The organism is Agrobacterium sp. 22-209-1 (genome assembly GCF_053522485.1).
In genome coordinates this window covers 36,809-49,083 of record NZ_JBNWCH010000016.1, presented here as the reverse complement: position 1 = coordinate 49,083, position 12,275 = coordinate 36,809, and the positions used below count along the sequence as shown (strand labels likewise).

Sequence of the window (12,275 nt, the reverse complement as noted above, 5' to 3'; positions counted from 1 at the left end):
ATCAGGCGTTGACGAGATCGCGCGCCCTGTCGTTCCAGAGTCGAAGGCTGCGGGCATAGGCTTCCTCGAAAGACAGAGCCATATCGTTGACCAGCATCAGCGCGATGGCCGTTGTGGAGATGATGATGGTTTCCGCCCTTTCGTCCTTTGCGGCGCCCGTCCACACCGCCCGCCAATATTCGAAGGTTGTGAACATGGTCGGCATTTCAGCGGGCGGCGTCTCACGCGCGGGAACGATGAATTCCATATCCTTGCCCTTCGAAAGACCGAAAATCCGAGTGCTGCGAAACGGTGTGAATTGCGCGAAATCCCGCGTGTTGCTGAGAATGGCGAGGTTTTCCATTGAAAGCAGCCGTGCCGTGTCCCGATGAAGTTCCTGGTAGGAGGGGCGAGCGACGCCGATGATCGTGCTTCTGGCGCGAAGCGGATTGAGAAGATGCACGACCGTATTGAGCGGCAGGCGCATCTCCAGAATGCCGTGGAGGCCGAGCAGGCTTTGAAACTGCAGGGACAGTCCGCCAATTGGAAGGTAGGCGATGCGTTCTGAAGCTGTGGCTTTCGCCGCCTGCGAAAGCGACCGGCAGAGGGGAATGCCGCAGGCCTGCGCTGCAAGTTCAAGCTTGCCGCCGTTTTCCCCCTGCCCCACATGCCCGTGCAGCAGGACGCTGTATCCCGCCATGGCGACAAGACGGGCGGAGTGGAGAAACCATGGCGCATCACGATGTTTCGGTGACATATAAGCGGGCCAGTCGAGGTCCACCGATGCAGGACCTTGCTGATCCCTTTTTATATGTCTCCACATGGCGTCGATAAAACCGGCCAGCTCCGCCGCGGTTACGCCGCGATACTGCATGGTGGCGAGCAGCGCGCCTATCTGTATCGGATCGGCATCGCCATCGAGAATGATCGAGAGCGCATCCATCGCTTCCACCTGGCTGAGCGGGCGGCTGTTGCCGATGCCCATCGCCGAGGTTGCGATATATTTGGCGAGCCTCTGCTGCGGATCGGCATTGTGGCCAATGCGCGCGAGACGGTCGGCGATGTTTTCCGGTGTCGGCTGACCTTCCAGAAGAACGCTAGGGCGAAGCGAAAGCGGCGGCGCCTTCATCAGTACGGGCCGCTCCCAACCGCTTGCACTGGCGCTGGCCGGGGCGGCGGGTTTTTCCTGCGAATAGTCCATAAGATTCTCGGCCTCCGCTGCCAGCGACCGGATGCGCAGGCGCATGCTTTCGGCAAAGGGGGTGGGACGAAGGCCCTGACCGGTGCGCAGAAAGAGCTGGTCGCCATATATGTCGCGCAGCTGCTGCAATATCCGGCTCATGGAGGATGTCGGCAGTTCCATGCCCGCCGCAGCACGGCTGACGCTGCCTTCTCTTAACAAAGCATCAAAAGCGACAAGTAGTTTCAGCTGCCCAAGCCTGTCGGGTTTTGTTGTGGAGGCCCGTTCATCTTTTCTCTTGCCGGTTGTCATCTTGCGATTTTTTACTCCCCCGCTCGTTCGTGGAGCCCTTTTTGCAATTTCTAGAATTTAGAATTGTTCGAAAACAAACGCATTGCGCCTGAACTCCCTCCTAAATAAGTGGGGTTAAATTCTCAAGTTAAATGCGGGGGCATAACATGGAATTGAAGTACCGCGGCCGCGAGAAGTCCGCGACGATAATAAAGGCCGGTCTTTCGGCAGCAATGGCTGGAACGGCGCTTTGCATCGCTCTGCCAGCTTTTGCGCAGCAGGCGCCTGAAGGAAGCACGGTTCTCGAGCAGATTGTCGTCACCGCATCCGGTTTCGAGCAGAATGTGAAAGATGCGCCGGCCAGCATCACGGTTGTGACGCGTGAAGATCTTGAAAAGGGATCCTATCGCGATCTGACCGATGCCCTGCGCGAAGTTCAGGGCGTGTCCGTCACCGGCATTGCCAATGAAAAGGATATTTTCATTCGCGGATTGCCCGGCGCCTACACGCTGGTTCTGGTTGACGGCAAGCGGCAGAGCACGCGCGACGCCCGCACCAACGGCAATTCCGGCTTCGAACAGAGTTTCGTACCGCCGGTTTCGGCGATCGAACGTATCGAAGTGGTGCGCGGGCCGATGTCCTCGCTCTATGGTTCGGACGCTATGGGTGGTGTCATCAACATCATCACCCGCAAGGTGGGCGATGTCTGGTCAGGTTCCGTCACCACCGAAGGCACGGTTCAGCAGCATTCCAAATTCGGCAATAGCGGCCAGGTCTCCTGGTATGCCAACGGACCGATACTTAAGGACCGGCTCGGTCTACAGCTTTGGGGCAGGGGCTTCACGCGTGGCGAAGACCGTATTCTGAGCGGCACCACGGGCGCCAAGGAATATGATTTCAATGGACGCCTGACATTCACGCCGAATGAAGATCACGACATCTATCTCGAAGGCGGCAAGACGCGGCTGCGCCGCAGCGCCGAGCCCGGCGACACGCTGGCGGCGACGGACGCCAACGGCACATACAATACCAATACGCGTGACCATTGGTCATTGTCGCATACCGGCCGCTGGGGGCCGACCACATCCGAATTCTCGTTCCAGCAGGAATGGGCGGAGCGTACCAACTTCACCAGAAATATCCGCACCGGCCGGGTGACCGAAAACCCGCGCTCGCCGGAAGTGCGCAACACCGTTCTCGATGGCAAGTTCACGACGCCGTTCGAATTGTTCGGCAACCACACGCTGGTGACAGGCGGACAATATTTCGAGGCGCGGCTGGCGGACCAGAACCCGGGACGCCGCACCGGCCGCGACGAAACATTTTCGGCGACGCAATGGGCGCTCTTCCTCGAGGATGAATGGCGCATTGTCGATAATTTCGCGCTGACGGGCGGTCTTCGTCTCGATAATCACGAAAAATACGGCAATCATTTCAGCCCGCGTCTTTATGGCGTCTGGAGCGCGACCGAAGAGCTGACCATCAAGGGCGGCGTTTCCACCGGTTTCCGGGCGCCGGAAATCCGCCAGATCGCGCCGGGTTATGCCTATACGACGGGTGGTGGCGGTTGCAGCTATGGCCCCAGCGGCACCTGCGGCGTCATCATTGGCGACCCTAACCTCGAAGCGGAAAAGAGCACGAGCTATGAAGTGGCCGCGCTTTGGGACAATGGCGACGTCGCTCTCGGCGCCACCTATTTCTACACCGATTTCAAGGACAAGATTTCCAATGCGCTGGTGCTCAATCCGGATGGAACGCCGGCCCGCTGGAGCGAAGACCGCAACTATCGTCTCTGGTACAATTACAACATCGACGATGCGGTCATTCAGGGTGTGGAACTGACGGCGACCTGGTATGCAACGCCGGACCTGACGCTGCGCGGCAACTATACCTATACGCATTCCGAACAGAAAACCGGCGATTATGAAGGCTTCCCGCTGGCGCGCACGCCGGAACATATGGCTAATCTGCGCGGCGACTGGGTAACCCCAATCGATGGTCTGGAAGCCTGGGCCTCGCTGAATTACCACGGATCGGAAATCAATGCCGGCCCGCGCATCGGCACCAACGGCACGCCGGTAACGATCAACGGCAAGGCCGGGCGTAAATATGACGCCTACACCACGCTGGATATCGGGGCGAAATATGCGGTCGCCGAAAATGTCGATCTCAAGGCCGCCATTTATAATCTCTTCGACAAGGATGTCGGCACCGACGATTTCAACACCGTCATGGAAGGCCGCCGTTTCTGGATCAGCATGACAGCTAAGTTCTGATCCGTCGCCACATTCACGAAAATTGCAGGCGCCTTTGGGCGCCTCTTTTTTTGGGCTATCGCCTATTGACCTCAACTATGGTTGAGGAATTATACCGGCTGCTCTTCACTATGTTTCCGCGTTTTCCGAGCGGAAATCGTTACGGAAGCAGGAGCCAGAATGGAAAATACCGTATTCAAGCACAGCCTGACGGTTGGGGAGGTTGCCCGCCGCAGCGGCATCGCCGTGTCCACCATCCATTTTTATGAGGCGAAAGGATTGATCGAGGGCTGGCGAACCGCCGGTAACCAGCGCCGTTATCATCGCGCTGTTCTGAGACGCATCGCCATCATCCGCATCGCGCAGCGCGCCGGGATACAGCTCAGCATTATCAGGGACGCGATGGCTGATCTGCCGCAGGATCGGGTGGCGACGACGGCCGATTGGCGCAGGTTCTCCCAATCGTGGCGGGAAATGCTGCAGCTTCGCATCAATAGCCTGATCATGCTGCGCGATCAGCTTACCGGCTGTATCGGTTGCGGGTGTCTTTCGCTGGATGATTGTCCGTTGCGCAATCCGAACGATGTTCTGGCCGATGACGGCGCAGGTCCGCGCCGCCTCGTTTCTGCGGAATGAACGGGATTTCCGGACCGGACCGGCTGAGCCTCACTCGGAATCGGCTGCAACCCAGACGCTGACGCTGCCGCCATTGGTGGGAAAGACACCCTTGCCGCTCTCATCGAGGGTAATCCGTTCTTCACGGTGCCCGAGAAAGTCGCGCCAGACCGCCCTGGCGTGATCGGGGCCGAGATCGATCTGCTTTTCCGCCGGCTCACCATTCGACATTATCACCACGCAGCCCGGCGCATCGGCGGTGCCGTGGCGGATAAAGGCGACGCAGCTGGCATCGTCGAAAATATCCGTCTGGGCTCCGTTGGCGAAACGGCTGCGGGCCTCTATGAGCTTCGGCAGGCATTCAATGGCGGGCATATCGATCTTATACTCGTTGCCGTCATTGCCGGTGTCGGTGTAGCTCGTGCCGAACAGATCGGGATAAAAGACGCAGGGCACCCCATCTTCGCGCAGCAGGATGATCGCATAGGCAAGAGGTTTGAACCAGGGTTCCACTGGCGCTTCCAGCGATTGCAACGGCTGTGTGTCGTGATTGTCGACCAGCGTAACGGCATGGTCGGGAACGGCGGAGACAAGCGAGCCATCGAAGATGCCGCGCATATCGAAATCGCCGCCCTGTTTCGAGGCGTCGTGGAAGCTGTGGTGAAGGGCCACATCGAAAAGCATCAGCTGCTTGTCGACGAGTTCGAGATAGCTTTTCAGCGCCTCGAGATCGGGGTGCCAATATTCCGCCACGACGAAAAGATCGGGATCGACCGTTTCGCGCATATGGCCGACCCAGTCGCGAAAGAACCAGGCCGGGATATGTTTTGCGGCATCCAGTCGGAATCCATCCACCTGCACCTGCTCGGAAAGCCAGCGGCCCCAATATTTGAGTTCCTCGTAAACCGCCCGGTTTCTGAACTCGACATCCGCGCCCATCAGATAATCGAAATTGCCGTTTTCCTGATCGACTTCTTCATTCCACTCGCCGTCGCCATATTCATTGACGAGGCGGAATATCCCGTCTTCAGTCGGCTCTTCGATGTGGTCGACACCGCTGAAGCACTTCAGGTCCCAGACGAATTTGGAATGTTTGCCGCTGCGGCCGGGAAAGGTGAAACGCGTATAGGCCAGCGCCTGAAAGTCTTCATCGTCGATCTCAGTACGGTCTTCGGGATTGACGCGGCGAACCCGCACCTTTTCCTTTTCATCCGCACCCATCTTGTGATTGAGAACCACGTCATGAATGACGCGGATGCCATTCTCTTTCAGGGTCTTGCCCGCGTGCTCAAGGGCGCCACGGTCACCATACTTTGTCGCGACCGTGCCCTTCTGGTCGAATTCGCCAAGGTCGAAGAGATCGTAGGTATCGTAACCCACCGAATAACCGCCGGCGGCACCCTTGTAAGCGGGCGGCAGCCAAACGTCGGTGATACCCATTTTCGCAAGGCTTTCGGCCTTTTCCGTCACCTCGCTCCATAACTTCCCTCCGTCCGGATAATACCAATGGAAGAATTGAAGCAAGGTGCGTCCGGCCATATTTCCCTCACGATGGTTAGCAGGTCGCGCCATAAACGGCCCGGCGGCGAAAGGGTTCCGCCGCCGGTGCCGCGCGATCTGCGATTGTGAGGCCGATGGTCCGCCCGTATATTAGCCGGCTATATCGAGAAGGGCAGCGCCCGCCGGCAGATAGTCGCCTTCCTTAACGATCAGACGGACTTTGCCGGCCATGGGGGCGACAATCTGCGTCTCCATCTTCATGGCTTCCATGACGGCGAGAAGATCGCCTTGCGAAACCGTGTCACCGTCTTTTACCTTGAAGGACTGCAAAGTGCCGGAAACCGGGGCGGTGATTTCGCCTTCCTTTTCCTTGGCGGCGGCGGTGCCGCCGGGAACAGCTGCGCTGTTGCCGCTAACCGCACCGAGGCTGGAAAGCAGCAGGCTGGGCAGACCGACCGATACACGTTTGCCGTCGATTTCCAGGAAAGTGCGGGTGACGGAGGGATCGTCGGCCGGTGCCGGGCGCTCCATGGCATCCGGCATGGCGGCGAAATCGGTCTCGATCCAGCGGGTGTGAACCTTGAACCCATCCGTGCCGATGAAGTCTTCGGTCTCGATTGCGGCGCGATGGAAGGGCAGCACCGTGGCGATGCCTTCGATACGGAATTCCTTGAGCGCGCGGCGGGCGCGGCGCAGGACCTGATCGCGGTCGGCACCCGTGACGATGAGCTTTGCCATCAGCGAGTCGAACACACCAGGCACGCTGGAGCCGCTGACGACGCCGCTATCCATACGAATGCCGGGACCGGATGGCGCGTCGAAAACCGAAATAGAACCGGGCGTCGGCAGGAAACCCCGGCCGGGATCTTCGGCATTGATGCGGAATTCCATCGAGTGTCCACGCGGTTCCGGCGTTTCGAGTACCCGCAGCTTATGGCCCTCGGCAATACGGAACTGCTCGATGACGAGATCGATGCCGGTGGTTTCTTCGGTCACGGGGTGCTCCACCTGAAGCCGCGTATTGACCTCGAGGAAAGAAATCGTGCCATCGACACCGAGCAGGAATTCGACGGTGCCGGCACCGGAATAACCGGCGGCGGCGCAGATAGCCTTGGCGGCCGTATGGATTTTCTGCCGCTGTTCGTCGGACAGGAAGGGGGCGGGAGCCTCCTCGATCAGCTTCTGGTTCCGGCGCTGCAACGAGCAGTCGCGGGTGCCGAGCACCAGCACATTGCCGTGCTTGTCAGCGATAACCTGCGCTTCGATATGACGCGGCCGGTCGAGAAATCGTTCTAGAAAGCACTCACCGCGGCCGAAGGCGGCGGTCGCCTCGCGCACGGCGGATTCGTAGAGATCGGCAATCTCTTCCATCTTCCACGCGACCTTCAGGCCGCGTCCACCGCCGCCATGGGCCGCCTTGATCGCGACGGGCAAGCCGTGCTTTTCGGCAAAAGCCGTGACTTCGACAGCGGATGCGACCGGGCCGTCGCTGCCGGCGACCAGCGGCGCGCCGACGCCGGTGGCGATGCGCCGCGCCTCGACCTTGTCGCCCAGCGCCTCGATGACGTGCGGATCGGGGCCGATCCAGATGAGACCGGCATCGAGAACGGCACGCGCAAATTCGGCACGCTCGGACAGGAAACCGTAACCGGGATGCACGGCATCCGCACCGGCGCGTTTGGCAATCGCGATCAGCTTGGCCATATCGAGATAGGTCTCGGCAGGACGTATTCCCTCCAGCGCATAGGCTTCATCCGCCAGCCGGACGAAAAGCGCGTCCTGATCGGGATCGGCATATACGGCGACCGATTGCAGGCCGTAATCGCGACAGGCGCGGATGATGCGCACCGCGATCTCGCCGCGATTGGCAATCAGCACTTTTTTCATCGCTTTTCTCCTCGGAATTATGCGTTTGTAGCCGCGATTTCGGCAAAGGGGCCGATCGGGCGGAATTTGATTTTGGCGTTGACGGGGATTTGCCCGGCAAGATCGAGATGATATTCGGCGACCGCGCCGATGACAGGATAACCGCCGGTCAGCGGGTGGTCGGCAAGGAAGAGAACCGGCTGACCGCTATGGGGAATCTGGATCGCGCCCGTTGCCGTGCCTTCGCTCGGCAATTCGGCGCTGTCCTTGCGCTCCACCGGCACGTCGCCGGCAAGGCGAATGCCGACGCGGTTCGATTGTGGCGTGACCTGCCAGAGCTGGCCGGTCAGCGTGTCGATACCCTTCTGCGTGAACCAGTCGGTGCGGGGGCCGAGAACAATGTCCAGCGTGACGACCTCACCCGTTGCCGGCGGTTCGAAGGCCGGAACCTCGTCGATCGATACGCTGGAAAGGCCGGTCTTCTCGCCCTTAAGCGAAAGGATGGCGCCTGCCCCCACCGGCTCCGGACCGACGACAGCCAATGTATCGGTCGCAAAACTGCCGAGCACCGGCTCGACAGCGAAGCCGCCGCGCACCGCAAGATAACAGCGCATGCCCTTCGGCGGCTGCCCGAAGGTCACCACATCACCGGGTTCGAGTGACACCGGGCTATGGGCCTTGGCCGCGAAGCTGCGATCTGCCGTGGTAATCGTGACGGGGCAGGGCGCACCGGCAATACCAATGACGGTACGGCTCGTGCTTTTAAAGGAAAAGCCGCCGAGCGTCAGTTCGAGACACGACGTATTGGCGGGGTTACCGACGATGCGGTTTGCAGCGTTGAATGCGCCACGATCCAGTGCGCCGGAGGCCGAGACGCCCTGCCCGGTCTGGCCGAAACGGCCTAGATCCTGGAAGATGGCGGGCATGGGCGCGGCAAGCACTTCGAAATGCGGGCCGTCCTTTTTCGGTTCTTTTTTCTGAGGTGCCGGTGCCGGAACATCGACCGTTCTGCCGGCCTTGTCCATGTCGAAGAAACGCACCCGGTACCCCGGCTGGAACAGTGCGCCGGGATCACGATCTATATCCCACATCTTCACCGGCGTCGTGCCGATGATCTGCCAGCCGCCGGGGCTGTTTTGCGGATAGACACCGCTGAAGGCGCCGGCCAGCGCCACGGAGCCTGCCGGAATACGGGTGCGCGGGCTTTGCCGGCGCGGCACATGCAGGGCCGGGTCACCACCGACCAGATAACCGAAGCCGGGGGCGAAGCCGCAGAAGGCCACGGTGAACTCGCTTTGGGTATGGCGGCGGATGACTTCTTCGATGCTCATGCCGGTCAATTCGGCAACATCGGCGAGGTCCTCGCCATTATAGTGGACGGGAATTTCCACGAGATTGTCCGAAGGCGCGATTTTTGCGGAGAGATCGCGGCTTGCCAGCCGCGCGGCTAGCGCTTCGACGCTGATCGTTTCAGGGCGGAAACGGATCATCAATGTGCGGGCAGCCGGCACCGTTTCTTCGATACCTTCGACCGGATCGTTCTGAAGCGAGGCGAAAAGCGCCAGCGTTTCATCGAGATCGGCAAGTTCGACAAGAATAGTGGTGAGGCTGACGGGGAGAAAACGCATCATATCCTCACGCGTGATAGGCAGTGTCGGGAATGTCGGTGATGAACATGTGTCCCGGCGCATGGGTAATCGCAAAGGGCACGCCTGATGCCATCACGGCGGCCTGGGGTGTGACGCCGCAGGCCCAGAACACCGGGACTTCGCCCGGCTCGATCCGCACCGCATCACCGAAATCAGGCTTTGAAAGATCGGTAATGCCGATCTCTTCGGGTGCGCCGACATGCACGGGCGACCCGTGTACGGCGGGAAAACGTCCCGAAATTGTTGCGGCATCGGCCACGCGCGACGCCGGGATCGGCCGCATGGAAACGACCATATTGCCCTTCAGCCGACCGGCCGGACGGCAGGGGCGGTTGGTGAGATACATCGGCACATTGCTCTTGTCGGTCATGTGGCGGATTTCGATGCCCGCTTCCACCATCGGCGTTTCGAAGGTGAAGCTGCAGCCGATGAGGAAGGCGACGAGATCGTCACGCTCCGCCCAGGCGGCGGTGGCGTCGGCCGTTTCCTCGACAAGCTTGCCGTCCCGCCAGATGCGGTAGAGCGGCAGGTCGGTTCTCAGATCGGCGCCGGGCGCCAGAAGCGTGGTGGGCGAACCGGGATCGGAGACATCCAGCACCGGGCAGGGTTTGGGATTGCGCTGCGCATAAAGCAAAAAATCGAAGGCCCAGTCGCGCGGCAGCACGATCATGTTCGCCTGCGTGAAGCCGGGTGCAATGCCGGAAGTTGGGGCGACGAGGCCGTCACGATAGGTCGCACGGGCCTTTCGTGCGGCGTCGGCGTCCGTGTGGTTGAGATAGGATGTCGGTATCGTCATCGGCTATCCTTTCAGAGACTGGATGCAAAAGAGCGGATGTCGATGCCATCAGCCTCGAAACGGCGGCGGATTTCCTGGGCGATCGCGACCGCACCGGGACTGTCGCCATGCACGCAGATGGATTGCGCCTCGATTTTTATGACGCTGCCATCGATTGCCTCCAACGTGCCTTCGCGGGCAAGCTGCACCATGCGGTCGGCGATTTTTGCCGCGTCGTGCAGCACGGCCCCGGCTTCGCGGCGGGAGACGAGCTGGCCTTGAGGCGTATAGGCGCGGTCGGCAAAGGCTTCGGCAACGACGGCAAGACCGGATCTGCGGGCGAGATCGAGGATGGGCGCGTTGGCAAGGCCCATCAGCACCAGTGAAGGATCGATGGCCTTGATGCCGTCGATGACGGCCTGTCCCTGTTTTGCGTCATTGGCGATGCGGTTATAGAGCGCGCCATGCGGCTTGACGTAACGCACCGTGGTGCCGGCAGCGGCGGCAACACCCTTCAGCGCGCCGATCTGGTAGATGACATCGGCAATCAGTTCTTCCGAGGTGGCGTCCAGATCGCGGCGGCCGAAGCCGACGCGGTCCGGATAGGAGACATGAGCGCCGACGACCACGCCTTTTTCCGCAGCGGCCTTGACGGTGCGGTAGATGCCGGCAGGGTCGCCGGCATGAAATCCGCAGGCAATGTTGGCGCTGGAAACGATGGCGAGCATCGCCTCATCATCTCCCATGCGCCACGCGCCGTAACTTTCGCCAAGATCGCTGTTGAGATCGATAGCGGCCATGTTTGCCTCCCTTTAGAGCATTTCCAGCAAAAGTGTGTCGCGGTTTTGCGTCCGGAAAATGCGTAAAAACAGATATGTAGAGCGTTTCCGCTTTTCTCCGAAATGCGGAAACGCTCCAGTTTATTACAGGCCGAGCAGGCCGAAGATGGTGCCAGCAGACTTGTAGCCCATGTACCATGTCAAGGCGCAGGTCAGAACGCCAAGCCCGAGCAGGATGCGCGAGTAACGATGGCCGCCCATCAGGTCTTCGCGTTTCCACGCGGCAAACAGGAAGATGCTAAGGCCGATGGGCAGGATGAGGCCGTTCAGGCCGCCGACGAAGACCAGCATGGCGGCAGGCGGCGTGGTGATCAGCAGGTAGCAGACGAGCGAAACGGCGATGAAAATAATCGTCGCTATGTTACGGGCACGTTCGCTCATGTCCTGCTTGAAGACGGGCAGGAACGATACGGAGGTGTAGGCTGCGCCGATGACGCTGGTGATGGCCGCTGCCCAGAAGATGATGCCGAAGAGCCGGAAGCCGAGATCGCCCGCAGCCGACCGGAAAGCCTGTGCGGCAGGGTTGGCGGCCTGGCCGGACGTATCGATGATGACGCCGCTGGCGACGACGCCGAGAATGGCGAGGAACAGCACATAGCGCATGATGCCGGTGACGGCGATGCCGGTCAGCGCGGCGCGGTTGACGACAGGCAGGTTTTCAGTGCCGACCATTCCCCGGTCCAGCAACCGGTGTGCGCCGGAATAGGTGATGTAGCCGCCCACGGTGCCGCCGACGATGGTGGTGATGGTCGCGAAATTGATCGTATCGGGCAAGAAGGTCTGGCGGAAGGCGTCACCCACCGGCGGTGCCGAAACGAACGCCACATAGAGCGTCAGCACGATCATCATGAGGCCGGCGAAGATAATGAACCGGTCGACTGCCAGCCCTGCACGCTTGGAAACGAAGATGGCGATGGAGAATATCGCGCTGATGGCGCCGCCGATTTTCGGGTCCAGCCCAAAAATGGCATTGAGACCAAGGCCGGTGCCGCCGATATTGCCGATGTTGAAGAACAGGCCACCGATGATGACGAGGATGGCCAGGAAATAACCGGCGCCGGGAATGGCGGCATTGGCGATATCGGATGCGCGCATACGCGTCAGCGTCACAATGCGCCAGATATTGAGCTGCACGACGAAGTCGATGAGTATGGAGGCGAGAATGCCGAAGGCAAAGGCTGCGCCAAGCTGGGTGGTGAATGTCGCTGTCTGAGTTATGAAGCCGGGACCGATGGCGGATGTCGCCATCAGGAAGATCGCTCCCAGAAGAGATGCGCGTTTTGACATTTTGAGATCGGCAGTCGGGGTGAGCTTTTTCTGCTCCAT

The 12,275-nt window shown here is 60.3% G+C and carries 9 protein-coding genes; 2 read left to right on the top strand and 7 right to left on the bottom strand.

Going from position 1 to position 12,275, the window contains the following annotated elements; genetic code table 11:
• Position 1: 1 nt before the first annotated feature.
• A complete protein-coding gene (locus tag ACQZ48_RS22645) occupies positions 2–1,471 on the bottom strand; it encodes a glycosyl transferase family protein (RefSeq protein ID WP_269823891.1) in 1,470 nt (489 codons plus the stop codon).
• 146 nt (positions 1,472–1,617) lie between these two features.
• On the opposite strand from ACQZ48_RS22645, the gene ACQZ48_RS22640 reads away from it, so the two are divergent.
• Both ACQZ48_RS22640 and soxR read left to right on the top strand, forming a co-directional pair.
• On the top strand, positions 1,618–3,726 hold the full coding sequence (locus ACQZ48_RS22640; protein ID WP_448729502.1) for a TonB-dependent receptor domain-containing protein: 2,109 nt from the start codon (positions 1,618–1,620) through the stop codon (positions 3,724–3,726).
• 159 nt (positions 3,727–3,885) lie between these two features.
• Positions 3,886–4,341, top strand: coding sequence for a redox-sensitive transcriptional activator SoxR (soxR, locus tag ACQZ48_RS22635; RefSeq protein ID WP_003519761.1), 456 nt, complete (start codon positions 3,886–3,888; stop codon positions 4,339–4,341).
• 30 nt (positions 4,342–4,371) lie between these two features.
• Here the strand turns inward: soxR and amyA are convergent, their stop codons facing one another.
• From amyA to ACQZ48_RS22605, 6 genes are all read right to left on the bottom strand, one after another.
• Complete coding sequence (gene amyA / locus ACQZ48_RS22630) at positions 4,372–5,859, bottom strand: alpha-amylase (RefSeq protein WP_448729501.1); 1,488 nt, start codon at positions 5,857–5,859, stop codon at positions 4,372–4,374.
• A gap of 111 nt (positions 5,860–5,970) precedes the next feature.
• A complete protein-coding gene (locus ACQZ48_RS22625) occupies positions 5,971–7,707 on the bottom strand; it encodes an acetyl/propionyl/methylcrotonyl-CoA carboxylase subunit alpha (RefSeq protein WP_448729500.1) in 1,737 nt (578 codons plus the stop codon).
• A gap of 17 nt (positions 7,708–7,724) precedes the next feature.
• Positions 7,725–9,314 (bottom strand): 5-oxoprolinase subunit B/C family protein, encoded by a 1,590-nt coding sequence (locus tag ACQZ48_RS22620; protein WP_448729510.1) that lies wholly within the window; start codon positions 9,312–9,314, stop codon positions 7,725–7,727.
• A 7-nt stretch (positions 9,315–9,321) separates the two neighbouring features.
• The gene (locus tag ACQZ48_RS22615) at positions 9,322–10,131 is read right to left on the bottom strand and encodes a putative hydro-lyase (protein WP_077983231.1); all 810 of its coding nucleotides are present in this window, start codon (positions 10,129–10,131) and stop codon (positions 9,322–9,324) included.
• An 11-nt stretch (positions 10,132–10,142) separates the two neighbouring features.
• A complete protein-coding gene (locus ACQZ48_RS22610) occupies positions 10,143–10,910 on the bottom strand; it encodes a LamB/YcsF family protein (protein WP_077983234.1) in 768 nt (255 codons plus the stop codon).
• Positions 10,911–11,033: 123 nt separating this feature from the next.
• Positions 11,034–12,275 (bottom strand): NRAMP family divalent metal transporter, encoded by a 1,242-nt coding sequence (locus ACQZ48_RS22605; RefSeq protein WP_448729499.1) that lies wholly within the window; start codon positions 12,273–12,275, stop codon positions 11,034–11,036.

Bases quoted from the DNA above. Each gene is read 5' to 3' on its own strand.
- ACQZ48_RS22610 (WP_077983234.1), bottom strand. From the start codon at position 10,910: ATGGCCGCTATCGATCTCAACAGCGATCTTGGCGAAAGTTACGGCGCG.
- ACQZ48_RS22625 (WP_448729500.1), bottom strand. From the start codon at position 7,707: ATGAAAAAAGTGCTGATTGCCAATCGCGGCGAGATCGCGGTGCGCATC.
- ACQZ48_RS22640 (WP_448729502.1), top strand. From the start codon at position 1,618: ATGGAATTGAAGTACCGCGGCCGCGAGAAGTCCGCGACGATAATAAAG.
- soxR (WP_003519761.1), top strand. From the start codon at position 3,886: ATGGAAAATACCGTATTCAAGCACAGCCTGACGGTTGGGGAGGTTGCC.
- ACQZ48_RS22620 (WP_448729510.1), bottom strand. From the start codon at position 9,314: ATGCGTTTTCTCCCCGTCAGCCTCACCACTATTCTTGTCGAACTTGCC.
- amyA (WP_448729501.1), bottom strand. From the start codon at position 5,859: ATGGCCGGACGCACCTTGCTTCAATTCTTCCATTGGTATTATCCGGAC.
- ACQZ48_RS22605 (WP_448729499.1), bottom strand. From the start codon at position 12,275: ATGGAGCAGAAAAAGCTCACCCCGACTGCCGATCTCAAAATGTCAAAA.
- ACQZ48_RS22615 (WP_077983231.1), bottom strand. From the start codon at position 10,131: ATGACGATACCGACATCCTATCTCAACCACACGGACGCCGACGCCGCA.
- ACQZ48_RS22645 (WP_269823891.1), bottom strand. From the start codon at position 1,471: ATGACAACCGGCAAGAGAAAAGATGAACGGGCCTCCACAACAAAACCC.